This window comes from Pseudomonas sp. S3E17, assembly GCF_024168685.1.
GTDB lineage: Bacteria > Pseudomonadota > Gammaproteobacteria > Pseudomonadales > Pseudomonadaceae > Aquipseudomonas > Aquipseudomonas marginalis.
In genome coordinates this window covers 6,632,946-6,649,015 of sequence record NZ_JALJWE010000001.1, presented here as the reverse complement: position 1 = coordinate 6,649,015, position 16,070 = coordinate 6,632,946, and the positions used below count along the sequence as shown (strand labels likewise).

17 protein-coding genes are annotated in these 16,070 nt (G+C 61.3%); 9 read left to right on the top strand and 8 right to left on the bottom strand.

Annotated features, from left to right (window positions below):
- Positions 1–3 precede the first annotated feature (3 nt).
- Positions 4–891, top strand: a complete 888-nt coding sequence (gene htpX / locus J3D60_RS30240; RefSeq protein ID WP_065939969.1) for a protease HtpX — start codon at positions 4–6, stop codon at positions 889–891.
- A gap of 54 nt (positions 892–945) precedes the next feature.
- On the opposite strand, the gene J3D60_RS30235 is transcribed toward htpX, so the two are convergent.
- Positions 946–1,602 carry a thiopurine S-methyltransferase gene (locus J3D60_RS30235; protein ID WP_253493796.1) on the bottom strand — a complete coding sequence of 219 codons (657 nt, stop codon included), beginning with the start codon at positions 1,600–1,602 and terminating at the stop codon, positions 946–948.
- Positions 1,603–1,707: 105 nt separating this feature from the next.
- Between J3D60_RS30235 and J3D60_RS30230 the strand changes: the two genes are divergently transcribed.
- On the top strand, positions 1,708–2,475 hold the full coding sequence (locus J3D60_RS30230) for a class III extradiol ring-cleavage dioxygenase (RefSeq protein ID WP_065939971.1): 768 nt from the start codon (positions 1,708–1,710) through the stop codon (positions 2,473–2,475).
- Between the two features lie 69 nt (positions 2,476–2,544).
- Here the strand turns inward: J3D60_RS30230 and J3D60_RS30225 are convergent, their stop codons facing one another.
- Positions 2,545–4,218 (bottom strand): DEAD/DEAH box helicase, encoded by a 1,674-nt coding sequence (locus J3D60_RS30225; RefSeq protein WP_017136163.1) that lies wholly within the window; start codon positions 4,216–4,218, stop codon positions 2,545–2,547.
- A gap of 422 nt (positions 4,219–4,640) precedes the next feature.
- On the opposite strand from J3D60_RS30225, the gene J3D60_RS30220 reads away from it, so the two are divergent.
- Positions 4,641–5,432, top strand: a complete 792-nt coding sequence (locus J3D60_RS30220) for a crotonase/enoyl-CoA hydratase family protein (RefSeq protein ID WP_065924442.1) — start codon at positions 4,641–4,643, stop codon at positions 5,430–5,432.
- Position 5,433: 1 nt separating this feature from the next.
- Here the strand turns inward: J3D60_RS30220 and J3D60_RS30215 are convergent, their stop codons facing one another.
- Entirely contained in the window at positions 5,434–6,189 is a 756-nt protein-coding gene (locus J3D60_RS30215) for a spermidine synthase (protein WP_065939972.1), read from the bottom strand.
- 124 nt (positions 6,190–6,313) lie between these two features.
- On the opposite strand from J3D60_RS30215, the gene J3D60_RS30210 reads away from it, so the two are divergent.
- Complete coding sequence (locus tag J3D60_RS30210) at positions 6,314–7,660, top strand: class II 3-deoxy-7-phosphoheptulonate synthase (protein WP_027606994.1); 1,347 nt, start codon at positions 6,314–6,316, stop codon at positions 7,658–7,660.
- 61 nt (positions 7,661–7,721) lie between these two features.
- Here J3D60_RS30210 and J3D60_RS30205 read toward each other — a convergent pair whose 3' ends face one another.
- A complete protein-coding gene (locus tag J3D60_RS30205; protein ID WP_253493794.1) occupies positions 7,722–8,942 on the bottom strand; it encodes a winged helix-turn-helix domain-containing protein in 1,221 nt (406 codons plus the stop codon).
- 45 nt (positions 8,943–8,987) lie between these two features.
- Positions 8,988–9,194 (bottom strand): DUF1127 domain-containing protein, encoded by a 207-nt coding sequence (locus tag J3D60_RS30200; RefSeq protein ID WP_065924439.1) that lies wholly within the window; start codon positions 9,192–9,194, stop codon positions 8,988–8,990.
- Positions 9,195–9,264: 70 nt separating this feature from the next.
- Between J3D60_RS30200 and J3D60_RS30195 the strand changes: the two genes are divergently transcribed.
- Positions 9,265–10,146 (top strand): LysR family transcriptional regulator, encoded by an 882-nt coding sequence (locus J3D60_RS30195; RefSeq protein ID WP_253493791.1) that lies wholly within the window; start codon positions 9,265–9,267, stop codon positions 10,144–10,146.
- Here the strand turns inward: J3D60_RS30195 and J3D60_RS30190 are convergent.
- Positions 10,136–10,885, bottom strand: coding sequence for a sulfite exporter TauE/SafE family protein (locus J3D60_RS30190; RefSeq protein WP_027606990.1), 750 nt, complete (start codon positions 10,883–10,885; stop codon positions 10,136–10,138). The two genes, J3D60_RS30195 and J3D60_RS30190, sit on opposite strands and share 11 nt — an antisense overlap.
- Before the next feature lie 108 nt (positions 10,886–10,993).
- On the opposite strand from J3D60_RS30190, the gene J3D60_RS30185 reads away from it, so the two are divergent.
- The 4 genes from J3D60_RS30185 (at position 10,994) to J3D60_RS30170 (ending at position 14,175) form a co-directional block, all read left to right on the top strand.
- Positions 10,994–11,944 carry a LysR family transcriptional regulator gene (locus J3D60_RS30185; protein ID WP_115488072.1) on the top strand — a complete coding sequence of 317 codons (951 nt, stop codon included), beginning with the start codon at positions 10,994–10,996 and terminating at the stop codon, positions 11,942–11,944.
- 79 nt (positions 11,945–12,023) lie between these two features.
- Positions 12,024–12,476: a MarR family winged helix-turn-helix transcriptional regulator gene (locus tag J3D60_RS30180; RefSeq protein ID WP_065939974.1), complete on the top strand. Its 453-nt coding sequence runs from the start codon at positions 12,024–12,026 to the stop codon at positions 12,474–12,476.
- Positions 12,477–12,711: 235 nt separating this feature from the next.
- Positions 12,712–13,131: an organic hydroperoxide resistance protein gene (locus tag J3D60_RS30175; RefSeq protein WP_253493788.1), complete on the top strand. Its 420-nt coding sequence runs from the start codon at positions 12,712–12,714 to the stop codon at positions 13,129–13,131.
- Positions 13,132–13,158: 27 nt separating this feature from the next.
- Positions 13,159–14,175, top strand: coding sequence for an alpha/beta hydrolase (locus J3D60_RS30170; protein ID WP_253493787.1), 1,017 nt, complete (start codon positions 13,159–13,161; stop codon positions 14,173–14,175).
- Positions 14,176–14,239: 64 nt separating this feature from the next.
- Here the strand turns inward: J3D60_RS30170 and J3D60_RS30165 are convergent, their stop codons facing one another.
- Positions 14,240–14,812, bottom strand: a complete 573-nt coding sequence (locus tag J3D60_RS30165) for an elongation factor P (protein ID WP_003172723.1) — start codon at positions 14,810–14,812, stop codon at positions 14,240–14,242.
- 48 nt (positions 14,813–14,860) lie between these two features.
- Complete coding sequence (gene earP / locus J3D60_RS30160; RefSeq protein ID WP_253493786.1) at positions 14,861–15,994, bottom strand: elongation factor P maturation arginine rhamnosyltransferase EarP; 1,134 nt, start codon at positions 15,992–15,994, stop codon at positions 14,861–14,863.
- Positions 15,995–16,070 lie beyond the last annotated feature (76 nt).

Here is a 16,070-nt window from a genome sequence, read left to right as displayed (position 1 = left end):
ACCATGATGCGCATCCTGCTGTTCTTGGCCACCAACCTGGCGGTCGTGCTGATTGCCAGCATCACCCTGAGCCTTTTTGGCTTCAACGGGTTCATGGCGGCCAACGGGGTTGATCTGAACCTCAATCAGCTGCTGATTTTCTGTGCGGTCTTTGGTTTTGCCGGTTCGCTGTTCTCGCTGTTCATCTCCAAGTGGATGGCGAAGATGAGCACCAGCACCCAGGTCATCACTCAACCACGCACCCGCCATGAACAATGGCTGATGCAGACCGTGGAGCAGTTGTCTCAGGAAGCAGGTATAAAAATGCCCGAGGTCGGGATTTTCCCTGCTTACGAGGCCAACGCCTTTGCGACGGGCTGGAACAAGAACGACGCCCTCGTGGCGGTCAGCCAAGGGCTGCTCGAGCGCTTTTCACCCGATGAGGTGAAGGCGGTCCTCGCGCACGAGATCGGCCACGTAGCCAACGGCGACATGATTACCCTTGCGCTGGTGCAGGGCGTGGTGAACACCTTCGTGATGTTCTTTGCGCGGATCATCGGCAACTTTGTCGACAAGGTGATCTTCAAGAACGAAGGCGGCCGCGGGATCGCCTACTTCGTAGCGACCATCTTTGCCGAAGTGGTACTGGGCTTCCTGGCCAGCGCGATTGTGATGTGGTTCTCGCGCAAACGAGAGTTCCGTGCAGACGAAGCCGGCGCGCGCCTGGCTGGCACCAGTGCAATGATCAGTGCGCTGCAGCGCCTGCGCTCCGAACAGGGCCTGCCGGTGCATATGCCCGACAGCCTGACCGCCTTTGGCATCAACGGTGGTGTCAAGCAGGGCCTGGCTCGCATGTTCATGAGCCACCCGCCGCTGGAAGAGCGTATCGACGCGCTGCGTCGTCGGGGCTGATACCCGGTAATGCAAAAGGGGCGATTGGATCGCCCCTTTTTTTGTGCGCGGGTTTTACACCTTGATGAGTCGATAAACGCGCTCTTCAAGGCACGTAACACCGTCCTGCACGAACTTCCAGCTCTCGCCCAGGATATCCTGGGCTTCGAGCACCTCCAGGCTCCACTGCAAACCCAGCAGTACCTTCACCTCATCATCCGGCACCGCAAAGGGCGGGCCGGCTTTTTGCGTCTGGTCGTAGTCCAGGGTGATCAGCAACCCCTGGCAGCCTGGCCGCAGCAGGCTATTCAACTGCTCGGTGTACTGCGCACGCATCAACGGCGGCAGGGCGATCAGTGCGGCACGGTCGTAGAGCGCAGTGCAGTCAGCCAGTGCCCCGGCGTCCAAGGCAAAGAAATCGCCGCACCATATTTCGATCAAATCAGCCTGGTACACCTTGAACACGCCGTGCCGAGTGATGCGCGGCTTCAGGTTCTGCTCGCCGAAAAAGGCTTCCACGGCCTGCTCCGACAGTTCAACGCCGAGTACGTGATAGCCGTTGCTGGCCAGCCACATCAGGTCCAGGCTTTTACCACACAGCGGCACCAGCACCTTGGCGCCCTGGGCAAGGCCCAGCGCAGGCCAATACCGCAACAGGTAAGGATTGACCTCGGGCAGGTGAAAGCCGATCTGATTGCGCGCCCAGCGCTCCTGCCAAAATTTGGGCTCCATGGAATCACCTCCGAAAATTCGATCAAAAACCGCTAAAACTTATATTAGATTTAGATCAATGATCTGATTGAAGATGGGCCCATGTTAACCCTCAGGACCTTCCTTATGTTGCCCAGCCTGTTTATCTCCCACGGATCGCCCATGCTTGCCCTGCAACCCGGCGCCAGCGGCCCCGCCCTGAAGCGCCTGGCCGCTGAACTGCCACGGCCGAAGGCAATTGTGGTGGTGTCGGCACATTGGGAAAGCCAGGAACTGCTGGTCAGCGGCAGTGCTGCGCCCGAGACCTGGCACGACTTCGGCGGTTTCCCCCGGGAGCTGTTCGCCGTGCAGTACCCGGCACCGGGCGACCCGCAATTGGCCGGCGAAATTGTCGAACTGCTTCATGCCGACGGCTTGAATGCGCGAATCGATGAGCGCCGCCCTTTTGACCATGGCACCTGGGTGCCGCTCTCGCTGATGTACCCGGCAGCGGATATCCCAGTGGTGCAAGTCTCCTTGCCCAGTCACATGGGCCCTGCCCTGCAAACCCGCGTCGGGCATGCCTTGGCCAGCTTGCGCGAACAGGGCGTGCTGTTGATCGGCTCCGGCAGCATCACCCATAACCTGGGCGAGCTGAACTGGCAGGCCGGACCTGAGAGTATCGAGCCTTGGGCACGCGACTTCCGTGACTGGATGGTGGAGACACTCGCCGCCAACGACGAGGCGGCCTTGCATGATTACCGTCGCCAGGCACCCCACGCCGTACGCAGCCATCCCAGCGACGAACATTTGTTGCCGCTGTACTTTGCGCGCGGCGCAGGGGGTGACTTCAGCGTTGCACACCAGGGGTTCACCATGGGCGCGCTGGGTATGGACATCTACCGCTTCGGTTAACCGCGGACAAAAAAAATCCCCGAACCAGTCGGGGATTTTTTATGTGCGATCAATCAGCCCGAGGGCGGATCAATCTTCGCGGTAGCGACGCAGCTTCAATTGCTTGCCGGCAACGCGGGTGTCTTTCAGCTTGGCCAGCAGTTTTTCCAGACCGTCTTCCGGCAGCTCCACCAGGGAGAAGCTGTCACGGACCTGGATGCGACCGATGGCTTCACGTGCCAGGCCACCCTCGTTGAGGATAGCGCCCAGCAGGTTCTTGGCAGCGATACCATCCCGCGCGCCCAGCGCGGTACGGCAACGGGCACGGCCTTCAGCCAATGGAACCGGAGCGCGACGCTCACGGTCACCACGGTCCGGACGGTCGCCGGTACGTTCTGGACGATCACCGCGTGGCGCGTTGTTTGGCACCAGTGGGCGCTCTTTCTCGATGGCTGCCAGGGTCAGGGCCTGACCGTTGGTAGCCTTGCGCAGCAGGGCTGCAGCCAGGGCACGCGGGGTGCAACCGATATCGGCGGTCAGGCGGTCCAGCAGGTCGCCGTGGGTCGATTCAGCGTCAGCCACCAGGGGCGACAGGCTGTTGGTCAGTTTCTTGATGCGGGCATCGAGAACGGCCTGGGCATCCGGCAGGCGGACTTCGGCGACTTTCTGACCGGTTACACGCTCGATCACTTGCAGCATGCGGCGCTCACGTGGCGTCACCAGCAGCAGTGCACGACCTTCGCGACCGGCACGGCCGGTACGGCCGATACGGTGAACGTAGGATTCCGGATCGTAAGGCATGTCAACGTTGAACACGTGGGTGATACGCGGAACGTCGAGACCACGGGCCGCTACGTCGGTCGCCACAACGATGTCCAGGCGGCCATCCTTGAGGGAGTCGATCACGCGCTCACGTTGGTTCTGGGCAATGTCACCGTTCAGCGCAGCGGCTTTGTAGCCTTTGGCTTCCAGGGCACTGGCCAGGTCCAGGGTCGCTTGCTTGGTACGCACGAACATGATCAGGGCGTCGAAGTCTTCGACTTCCAGCAGGCTCAATACAGCCGAGGTCTTCTGGTCAGCGTGAACCAACAGGTGAGCCTGTTCGATCGCGGTAACGGTCTGAGTCTTGGTCTGGATCTTCACGTGTTGCGGATCGCGCAGATGGCGTTCGGCAATGGCACGGATCGACTGTGGCAGGGTAGCCGAGAACAGGACGGTCTGACGGGTCGGTGGCAGTGCCTTGAAGATGACTTCCAGGTCATCCATGAAGCCCAGCTTCAACATTTCGTCGGCTTCGTCCAGAACCAGGTGGTTCACGGTCGACAGGACTTTTTCGTCGCGACGCAGGTGGTCGCACAGACGGCCCGGGGTGGCCACGACGATCTGAGCGCCATTACGGATGGCTTTTAGTTGCGGGCCCATCGGCGCGCCGCCGTAGACGGCAACAACGGTAACGCCTGGCATTTGCTTGGCGTAGGTTTCAAAAGCGGTTGCTACTTGCAGCGCCAACTCACGCGTTGGCGCCAGGATCAGGGCTTGCGGCTCGCGCTTGGCAGGATCGATGCAGTGCAGGATAGGCAGGGCGAACGCGGCGGTTTTACCGGTACCGGTTTGCGCCTGGCCAATCATGTCCTGGCCGGCCATGATGATCGGGATCGATTGCTGCTGAATCGCCGAAGGTTCTTCGTAGCCGGTCGCGATGACGGCAGCGAGAATGTTCGGGTTAAGATTAAAAGCGGCGAAGCCGCCGGTTTCCTGGGTCATGGGTCTGCCTCTAAGTGCATCCGCAAAGACCCATGCTCCAAAGCTGCGCATGCCGTGTTGAGACTCAAGAGTCGCCCTGGCTGCTTTGTCGGCGGGGATTTGCGAAAACGAATGAATGAAAAAGATTCGTCAAGGGAGAGTCCGCTGTGCGGACGTGCAGCCGAAGCTGACTTCGGGGAATTGCGCTACCTAAACGCGGCCCGGTTAAAGGCCGGCGCGCACTATACCGGAAATACCTGAAAAAGGGAGCTTTTTTTATCGCCAGGCGCCGATAAACCGCGCTGCATCACAGTCTTTGCAGATAAGCGCGGCAGGGTCTATTTTTCAAAGGCCCGGCCCTGCTGGTCATAACGCTTAAACGGTTCACCTTGCATCGAGACCCTTTGGTCTGAAACCCTTCATTGCGCCCGAGGGAACACCCGATGAATCAAGCCAGCAGCAGCCGCGTCAGCCGTGAACTCCAGGGCCATGTCCTGCTGTTGGGCCTGGATCGGGTCGCCAAGCGCAACGCCTTTGACCTGGACTTGCTCAATGAGCTGAGCCTGGCTTATGGCGAATTTGATCGAAATGACGAAGCACGGGTGGCCGTAGTATTTGCCCACGGCGACCACTTCACCGCGGGCCTGGACCTGGCCAATGTCAGCGCCGTGATGGCTGGAGGCTGGCAACCGCCCCTGGGCGGTTGCGATCCCTGGGGCGTTTTCGCCGGCCCCAGGGTCAGCAAACCGGTGATCGTCGCGGCCCAGGGCTACTGCCTGACCATCGGTATCGAGTTGATGCTCGCGGCGGATATCAACCTGTGCGCGAGCAATACCCGCTTTGCGCAGATGGAAGTGCAACGTGGGATTTTTCCGTTTGGAGGCGCGACATTGCGCTTTCATCAGATCGCCGGCTGGGGCAACGCCATGCGCTGGCTGCTCACCGGCGATGAGTTCGACGCCCACGAAGCCCTGCGCCTGGGCCTGGTGCAGGAAGTCATGGCCAGTGAAGACCTGCTGCCCCGTGCCATCGAACTCGCCAGCCGCATCGCGCGCCAGGCGCCGCTTGGCGTCCAGGCCACCTTGATGTCGGCCCGCCTGGCACACATGGAAGGCGAAACCGTTGCCGCCGCCGCGCTGCCGCCGATGGTGGATAAATTGCTGAACAGCGAGGATGCCAAGGAAGGCGTGCGGGCGATGGTCGAGAAACGGCCGGGGGTGTTCAAGGGCATCTAGCTTATGTAGCCGGACGAATCGCCTTGATCAACGGCTGCAACGAATAGCCCAGACGCGGCGCCAACAACTCAGCCCGAGTAGAAAGCGCATCCAGATCCAGAGCCTGGTCCAGCTCCGAAGGCACCAACAGGATCACATTGCCCTCCTTCACCGGCAGTTCCCAATAATGCCGGTGGTACAAACCACGCAGCAGCGCCGCGCCCAAGGGTTTGCCATCATCGGTCGCCCACTGGTTGATCACCAGCCAACCGCCGGGGTTGAGTTTCTTCTGGCAGTTTTCCAGGAAGGTCCAGGCCAGGTGTCCGACGCCGGGACCGACATCCGTGTAGAGGTCGACGAAAATCAGGTCCGCCGATTCAGCGCTCTCCAACAGTTCCAAGGCGTCGCCGATGCGGATATACAGGCGCGGATCATCATCCAGCCCCAGGTATTCGATGGCCAGGCGCGGCACATCGGGGCGCAGCTCGATGGCTTCGACATCCTCCAGCGGCAGGAACTTGAGGCACGCCTGGGTCAAGGTGCCAGCTCCCAGGCCGAGGAACAGTGCGCTCTCCGGCTGCTCATGGCACAACGCGCCGATCAGCATCGCGCGGGTGTAGTCGTACTCCAGCCAGCTCGGGTCAGCGGTGAACACGCAGCTTTGCTCGATGGCGTCGCCAAACTCGAGAAACCGGTAATCGGCCACCTCGAGTACACGAATCATGCCGAAATCATCATGGACTTCGGCCAGCAGGCGCTCGACACGCTCCTCGCTCATCACTACTCCTAAAGGGTCTACCCCACGGCAAAGGCGCGATTGTCGGCCAACCGGCGGCAACAGGTCACGCACTAATTGCTGATAACATTGGCGCCCGACCGTCAACCACCCAATCGAGTTCATGATGAGCCAACCCTGGAGCCCCGACAGCTGGCGCGCCCTGCCAATCCAGCAACAACCCCAGTACCCGGACGCTGCGCACTTGTTGCAAGTGGAGCAGAGCCTGGCCAGCTATCCGCCGCTGGTGTTTGCCGGGGAAGCCCGCGAGTTGCGCCGTCAGTTTGCCGAGGTGACCCAGGGTCGCGCGTTCCTGCTGCAAGGTGGCGACTGCGCCGAGAGCTTTGCAGAGTTCTCCGCCGCAAAAATCCGCGACACCTTCAAGGTGCTGCTGCAGATGGCCATCGTGATGACCTTCGCTGCCGGCTGCCCGGTGGTGAAAGTCGGGCGCATGGCCGGCCAGTTCGCCAAGCCGCGCTCGGCCAACGATGAGACCCTCGACGGCATCACCCTGCCCGCCTACCGTGGCGACATCGTCAACGGCATCGGTTTCGACGAAAAAAGCCGCGTGCCGGACCCGGACCGCCTGCTGCAGTCCTACCACCAGTCCACCGCCACCCTCAACCTGCTGCGCGCCTTTGCCCAGGGCGGTTTTGCCGACCTGCACCAGGTGCACAAGTGGAACCTGGACTTTATCGCCAACTCCGCCCTCGCGGAAAAATACAGCCAGTTGGCCGACCGCATCGACGAAACCCTGGCCTTCATGCGCGCCTGCGGCATGGACAGCTCGCCACAGTTGCGCGAAACCAGCTTTTTCACCGCCCATGAAGCGCTGCTGCTCAACTACGAACAAGCCTTCGTGCGCCGCGACAGCCTGACCAACGACTACTACGACTGCTCGGCCCACATGCTGTGGATCGGCGACCGCACCCGTCAGTTGGATGGCGCCCATGTCGAATTCCTGCGCGGGGTGAACAACCCAATCGGCGTGAAGGTCGGCCCGAGCATGAACCCGGACGACCTGATCCGCCTGATCGACATCCTCAACCCCGACAACGACCCCGGCCGCCTCAACCTGATCGCGCGCATGGGCGCAGGCAAAGTCGGCGACCACCTGCCCAAGCTGATTCGCGCGGTGCAGCGCGAAGGCAAGCAGGTGCTGTGGAGCTCCGATCCGATGCACGGCAACACCATCAAGGCCAGCAGCGGCTACAAGACCCGCGACTTTGCGCAGATCCTCGGCGAGGTCAAGGAGTTCTTCCAGGTGCACCAGGCCGAGGGCACCTATGCCGGCGGGATTCATATCGAGATGACCGGGCAGAACGTCACCGAGTGCATCGGCGGCGCGCGGCCGATCACCGAAGATGGCTTGTCGGACCGTTACCACACCCACTGCGACCCAAGGATGAACGCCGATCAGTCGCTGGAGTTGGCGTTCCTGATTGCCGAAACGTTGAAGCAGGTCAAACGCTAGCAGACGTTTGGAAAATAGGGCTTGTTGTGGCAAGCCCGCTCGCCACGCAAGTACCTTCCTCCTACACGTGCAGCATGGCTAACCGCAACCGGTCGGCACTCGGCCGCTGGCAATTGAGCTGCACCTGTTCCAGCCCCAGCCAGTCGGCCATTTGCCGCAGGTTCAGGGCCAGCGCCTGCATCCCCTCATCATCCAGCCCCGGCTCCTCTTCGTGCACCCCATGCACGGCCAGGCGCCCGTTGGCGCGCTCGGCCCGCAGGTCGATACGTGCAGCGATCCGCTCGTTGTGCAAAAACGGCAGCACGTAGTAGCCGTACACCCGTTTGTGTTGCGGGGTGTAGATCTCCAGGCGGTAGCGGAAATCGAACAGGCGCTCGGTGCGGCTGCGCTCCCAGACCAGCGAGTCGAAGGGCGACAGCAGTGCGCTGGCCGACACCTTGCGTGGCACTTTGGGCTCGGGCAGGCAGTATGCTGCCTGCTTCCAGCCTTGCACCTTGCACACCTGCAATTGCCCGTCCTCGACCAACTCCGCCAGGCGACTGCGACTGTCGGCGGGGTCAAGGCGGAAGTAGTCGCGCAGGTCTTTTTCGGTGCCTACACCCAGGGCGGTGGCGCTGTGCAGCAACAGGCCACGCTGGGCCTCGGCCTCGGTCAACGGCGCCTGCTGGAGGATATCGCCAGGGATGACGCGTTCGGGCAAGTCATAGAGCCGCTCGAAGCCACGCCTGCCGGCAACGGTCACCAGGCCGGCGGCGAACAGCCACTCCAGCGCATGCTTTTCATCGCTCCAGTCCCACCAGGGACCGGCTCGCTCTTCGCGGGTCGACAAACTGCCCGCGCCCAGCGCGCCCTGCTGTTCGACAGTCTGCAAAACACGCTGGATCGTGGCCTGTTGCTCACGACCGAAGCGCGCCATCTGCGAATAGATGCCCCGTCCCTGCTGCGCCCGCTCCATACGCCAACGCATCAAGGGATACAACGCCATCGGCAGCAACGAGGCCTCGTGCCCCCAATACTCAAACAGCGAACGCCGCCGGCCCTGGCTCCAGGCCGCCTGTTCAAGCATCAACGGCGAGTAACCGCCCAGGCGGGAAAACAGCGGCAAGTAATGAGAGCGCACCAGCGCATTGACCGAGTCAATCTGCAACACGCCCAAGCGCTCGATCACGCGGTTGATGTGCGCAGCTTTTATCAGTACGGGCGCCTGGCGCCCGGAAAATCCCTGGGCCGCCAGCGCCATGCGCCGAGCGTGCTTGAGGGAAAAAGACAGGTCGGCGGCCATGAGGTTCTCCATGTGGGCTCGCCAACCACCCTACTGCATCCGGGGTCATTTTCGCAGCGGGTCTTGCCAGAAATGCAGATGGCGATCCTGCTCAACGTCGCCGCGATTGAGCCCGATGTCCTTGAGCGCATCATCGCTCAAGCTGGCCAGGACCTGACGCTCCCCATGCAGCGCCTGCCAACGGGCAATCCTGTGAAACAGCCCGGAAAACGGACGTTTTGCCATCAACACAAAGCCTCTTTGACCTTTCATCTTCTCGCCCTCCAATGGGGATGACACGAGTGTGAGCCTGGCCTTATGATCAATCCAACGAATGTTTCTTATGAAATACATCTCGGAGATTGATCAATTGTCCGACTACCCGAGCATCGACACTGAAGTGCTGCGCACCTTCGTCGCCATCGCCGACCAGGGCGGTTTCACCCGCGCCGGTGAACGGGTCAACCGCACCCAATCGGCGGTGAGCATGCAGATGAAGCGCCTGGAAGAAGACGTGTTGCAGCGCAAACTGTTCGAGCGCGATGGCCGGCAAGTGCGGCTTACCCCCGAGGGCCAAGTGCTGCTGGGCTATGCGCGGCGCATCTTGAAATTGCACAGCGAAGTGTTCAACACCCTGCGCGAGCCGCATATGGTGGGGCTGGTACGCATCGGTACACCGGATGACTACGTGATGCGCTTCCTGCCGGGGATTCTCCAGCGGTTTTCCAAGGCATACCCGCTGATCCAGATTGAGATGCACTGCGAGGCGTCCACGGTACTGATGCATCGCCGGGACCTGGCCCTGACCGTGATCAGCCGAGAGCCCGGGAATGATGTCGGGGAACTGTTGCGTTCCGAACGCATGGTATGGGCCGCAGCACCGTGCTTTTGCGTAGACGAACACGACGCCCTGCCCCTGGCGATTTCCGGTGCTGACTGCCTTTACACCCAGTGGGCCCTGGGGGCACTGGATTCGGTCGAGCGCAGTTATCGCCTCGCCTATCACAGCACCAATGGGGCGGCGATCCAGGCAGTCGTCAGCGCTGGCTTGGCGGCCATGGTCAGCATGGAAAGCCTGGTGACTGCAGACCTGCGCATACTCGGCAGCGAGGAAGGGTTACCGCCCTTGCCGTCAATGAACCTGCGTTTGCTGCGTAACCCCCTGATGACCTCACCGATCACCGATTGCCTGGCCGAGTACATCCTCGAAGGCTTCAGACTTTAAAGGTCAGCATGACCGCGCACAGCACCAGGAAGCCGCAGAACAGGCCGCGCAACAGCCTTTCCGGCAGGGCGTGGGCGACTTTCACGCCCCAACTGATACTGAGCAGGCCACCGACGGCCAGGGGGATGCCGATCAGCCAGTCCACTTCGTGGTGCCAGGCATAGGTGACCAGCGTCACCCCGGTACTGGGCAGGGCCAAGGCCAGGGACAAGCCCTGGGCGACCACCTGGGTGGTGCCGAACACACTGGTGAGTACCGGCGTGGCCACCACCGCGCCGCCCACTCCGAACAAACCGCCCATGGAACCGGACGCCGCGCCCAACACGCCAAGCCAGGGCCAGGAATAACGCATGTGTGCCGTCGGCGGTGCATTGCGCGTGAACATGCGCAGCAGGTTGTAAGCCGAGAGTGTCAGCAGGAACACGATAAAGCCGATGCGCATGGCGCCTGCGTCCAGCCCCACGGCCCAGATCGAGCCGAGCCAGGCAAAGCTGAAGCCCATGATGCCCAACGGCAGGGCGTGGCGCAGTTCGATGCGATTGCGCTGGTGGTAACGCCACAGGGCCAGCATCACGTTCGGCACCACCATCACCAGCGCCGTGCCTTGGGCAAGTTGTTGGTCCAGGCCGAACCATACGCCGAGGACCGGGATCGCAATCAGCCCACCGCCAATACCAAACAGGCCACCCACCGTGCCGAGGGCCACGCCCAATACCAGATACACCGCTAAATCCAACACCGCTCGCTACTCCACATTCCCAGGCCCTGCATGCTACGCAGTCGACCCTGGCGCGGAAACGCACAGCAACGCACAATGGCTATGCCAATCTCGCATAAGCGCGTATCGATGAATCCCAACACACTGACCGATCAACTGAGCCTGTTTCTCGATGTACTGGAAACCGGCAGCTTTTCCGCCGCAGCCCGTCGCCATCCGCTGACGCCCTCGGCGGTGGCGCGGCGCATCGACAGCCTGGAAAGCTCCGTGGGCAGCCGCCTGTTCCAGCGCAGCACTCACGCGGTGGTGCCGACCCCGGCGGGCCTGGCCTTCGCCGAGCGGGCACGACGGATTGTCAGCGAGCTGCAACTGGCGCGGGCGGAAGCGGTCTCCTTGAGCCATGCACCCGAGGGCTTGATCCGCGTGGACGCACCGGCAGCATTTGGGCGACGGCATCTGGCGCCCGTGATCGCCGACTTTCTGAATGTGTACCCGGGGCTGGATGTGCACCTGCATCTGATTGACAGCTTTGTCGATATGCAGGGCGCGCACTTGGGCAAGGTCGACCTGGTGCTGCGCGCCGGGCATATCGTCGATACCCGGCTGATCGCCACGCCCCTGGCCAGTATCGTGCGCATCGCCTGCGCCAGTCCGGCCTACCTGAAAAGCCGTGGCACCCCGGCCCACCCTCACGAATTGAGCGAGCATGACGGCCTGGACTGGGACGGCCTGGCGCCGATGTTCGCGTGGCGCTTCGAGTTGGACGGGCGACGTGCAACGCATCGCCCGCGGCGCATCCGCATGAGCGCCAACAACGCTGAAGCGCTGTTATCGGGGGCTCTCGCCGGGCTGGGGATCGCCCACCTCCCCACCTGGCTGGCCAGTGAGTACCTGGTGCGCGGCGAGTTACTGCCACTGTTTTGCCAAGACGGCCTGCCCAACCCGGAGACCACCGGGATCTATGCACTGCGCCTGGAACAGCAGCCCAATGCGCGCAGCCGGTTGCTGCTGGAATATCTCAAGTCCCGATTCAGCCCCGTGCCGCCTTGGGATCTGGCGCTGCAAAGCGGACTGGTCTGACCACCCGGACAGAATTATCTGGCGCATTAAAGATTTGCCCGCTAGATTCCAGGCAGACACGCTTTTTTGAGGCACCACCATGAGCAAAAATCCCGCCCCGTGCGAATCCCTGTTGCTGGACAACCAACTGTGTTTCGCCCTGCACTCCACGTCGCTGCTGATGACCAAGGTCTACAAACCGCTGCTGCAAGCCCTCGGCCTGACGTACCCGCAGTATCTGGCCATGATGGTGCTGTGGGAAGAAGATGGTTTGACCGTCGGTGAAATCAGCAGCCGCCTGCTGACCGACCCGGGCTCCCTGACGCCACTGCTCAAGCGACTGGAAGCCGAAGGCCTGCTCAGCCGCACCCGCAGCCGTGAAGATGAGCGCGTGGTGGTGGTGGAACTGACCGACGCCGGGCGTGCCTTGCAGGAAAGAGCCATGGGTATTCCACAGTGCATTCTCGGCGCCAGCGGTTTGGAGCTGGACCAATTGCGCAAGCTGCAGGCTGACTTGCTTGCGTTGCGGGGCAACCTGCAGAACGCGATCTGAACACGGCAAAACACTCAACCTGTGGGAGGGGGCTTGCTCCCGATAACGGTTTATCAGTCGACGAATCTTTTGACTGAAACACCGCTATCGGGAGCAAGCCCCCTCCCACATTGGTTTGCAGCGACTGAAAAATATTTATACATTTATCTTGCGCGCTAAACATTAGCACTATACATTTACCTCGCCAACTACTTAGCGCGCAAAACTTTAGTGCTAAAACCAAGAGGACGACACCATGCAAACGCTCTATACCGCAGTAGCCACCGCCACCGGCGGCCGTGATGGTCGCGCTGTTTCCAGCGACAATATCCTCGACGTCAAACTCTCCACCCCCAAGGAATTGGGCGGCGCCGGCGGCCAGGCCACCAACCCGGAACAACTGTTTGCCGCCGGTTACTCGGCCTGCTTTATCGGCGCCCTGAAATTCGTCGCCAGCCAGACCAAACGCAAAATCCCGGATGATGCCTCGATCACTGCCCAAGTCGGCATCGGCCAGATCCCTGGCGGTTTCGGCCTGGATATCGACCTGCACGTCAGCCTGCCAGGCCTGGCCGAGGACGATGCGCAAAGCCTGGTCGACGCTGCGCACCAAGTCTGCCCGTACTCCAACGCCACCCGTGGCAACGTCGAAGTGCGCCTGCACGTAACCGTCTAACCACTGCCGCTGTCACTGGAGAAGAACATGAACACATTTGCCAACGTGCTGACCGGCAGCCTGCTCGCCCTGTCCGTCACTCACGCGTTTGCCGCCAATGGCGACGTTGAACATACTACCCAGGCCTTCCTGGATGTGTTGAACGCCGGCACCGGCAAACCGATGGAACAACTGACACCCACGCAAGCCCGTGCCGTACTGACGGGTGCCCAGGCCGGTGTGAAGTTGACCCTGCCCAAGGCGGACGTGAGCCAGAAGACCATTCAGGTCGATGGCCAGCCACTGGACCTGACCATCGTGCGGCCAGCCGGGGTCAAGGGCACATTGCCGGTGTTCATGTTCTTCCACGGCGGCGGCTGGGTGTTGGGGGATTACCCGACTCACGAGCGCCTGGTGCGCGATCTGGTGGCGGGTTCGGGGGCCGTGGCGGTCTTCGTCAACTACACACCTTCACCGGAAGCCCGCTATCCGGTGGCGATCAACCAGGCCTACGGCGCAACCAAGTGGGTCGCCGAGCATGGCAAGGACATCAACGTCGACGGCAAACGCCTGGCGGTCGCGGGTAATAGTGTCGGCGGCAATATGGCAGCCGTCGTCAGCCTGATGGCCAAGGACAAGGGCACACCTGCGATCAAGTTCCAACTGCTGTTATGGCCGGTGACCGATGCCAACTTCGAGACGGCGTCCTACAACCAGTACGCCGAAGGGCACTTCCTCACCAGGAACATGATGAAGTGGTTCTGGGACAACTACACCACCGACGCCAACCAGCGGGCCGAGATCTACGCCTCGCCGCTGCGGGCGACCACGGATCAGCTCAAGGGCTTACCGCCCGCGCTGATTCAGACCGCCGGTGCCGATGTGTTGCGTGACGAAGGCGAAGCCTATGCGCGCAAGCTGGACCAGGCCGCGGTTCCCGTGACAGCCGTGCGCTATAACGGCATGATCCACGACTACGGTTTGCTCAATGTGGTCAACCAGGTACCAGCGGTGCGTTCGGCCTTGCTGCAGGCATCCGACGAGCTGAAGCAGCACCTGAAGTAAAAAGCGGCGCCCACGAAAAAGCCCGACGCTAGGTCGGGCTTTTTTCGTATCGGCGGGGCCAGAATTACTTCTTGGCGCGACCTTTGTACGAACCACCTTCGCGGGTGTCGATCTCGATCAGGTCGTCGATTTCGATGAAATCGGCAACTTGCAGTTCGGTACCGTTGCTCAGCTTGGCAGGCTTCATCACTTTGCCCGAAGTGTCACCGCGAGCGGAACCTTCGGTGTAGGCAACCTTACGCACGATAGTGGTCGGCAGCTCTACGGAAACCAGGCGCTCTTCGAAGAAAATAGCTTCGCAGACGTCTTCCATGCCTTCTTCGATGAACGGCAGAACAGCTTCGATATCTTCAGCGTTCAGCTCGTACATGGTGTAGTCGGTGGTGTCCATGAACGTGTAGGTGTCGCCGCTGATGAAGGACAGGGTCGCTTCCTTGCGGTCGAGGATCACGTCGTCCAGTTTGTCATCGGCGCTGTAGACGATCTCGGTCTTGTAACCGGTCAGCAGGTTCTTCAGCTTGGTCTTCATGATTGCGCTGTTACGACCAGACTTGGTGAACTCAGCTTTCTGAACCAGCCAAGGGTCGTTTTCGAGACGGATCACTGTACCGGGTTTCAGTTCTTTACCAGTTTTCATTGCGTATATCCGAAATTTGGATGGGATTACAAAAATCAAGGTCGCGTATCATATCCAACTTTCATAAAACTGTACCAGCGCCGTCGCAAGATCGGCCTGCAAGCCTTGTTCCAGACACCACGTCTGCGCGTGCTGAGTTAACTCAGGCCAGTGCGGCAGCAGCATTTTCCACGCGTATGCCATATCGCCATCAGTGTTCCAGGCTTGCCAGAGTTCGACCAGGGCAGCCTTTGCGGCCGGTGACAGGGCGGCGGTGTACAGGTCCAGGAAGGCATCGAGCTTGTCCAGGTGGATGTCTTCGTCCTGACGATAGATGTGCCACAGCAGCGGCCGCCCGGCCCATTGGGCGCGCACGAACGAGTCTTCGCCGCGCACGGCGTTGAAGTCGCAACACCACAGCAGGCGGTCATATTGCTCCTGGCGCACAAACGGCAGCACCTGCACGGTCAGGGCGTTGCGTTGATGGACGTCCCCCACCGCCAGGCTTTCGACACCGAGCCAATGCTGCACATCACCGAGGATGCGCCCTTCCGGCACCAAGAGATGAGTGGTGTGCCCGTCGGTCGAGAGTGCATCCAGCCAACTGGCCAGCCCGGCGTTTTCGTAGGCGAACAACGAGATCAGCCGCGCACCCGGTGCCGGAAACACACCCAAGCCTTGCAGGAATTGCCGCTGTGCAGCGGCATCCTGCTGAAACGCCTGACGCTGTTCCAGCAACCCGGCCTCGCGTAACAGCCCGCCCGTACCGGGTCGGAACCCTGGGAAAAAGAAGTACTTCTGCACGCCCTTGAACTTCACCGACGGCAACCGATGACACCCCACTACCCAGTCTTCGGCACTGAGGTAATCCAGGTTCATCCACAACGGCGTACGTTCACGCACGGCCATGGCTTCCATGTAGTCAGGCGGCAACTGGCAGGCGAAGGCGGCGATCACCACATCGGCTGCCGGTGCGCTCGACCATACGGCCGGCCAATGGCGCACATCGACACCCTCTTGCCATTGCTGGTCAAGACGCACATCAATCTCGGGGCACATACGCTCGAAGGCGCGCAGGTCGTCGACCCACAAGCGCACCTCGCAGCCCTGCTCCGCCACCAATTGCCGGGCCAGGCGCCAGGTCACGCCGATGTCGCCATAGTTATCGACGACGCTGCAAAAAATATCCCAGCGGGCTTTCATTCCGGGCTCCAACGCTCAAAGGCTCGATTGTCCGCATAAATGCGCCGATGCAGAAGGCTTGATCGCGATTATTCTG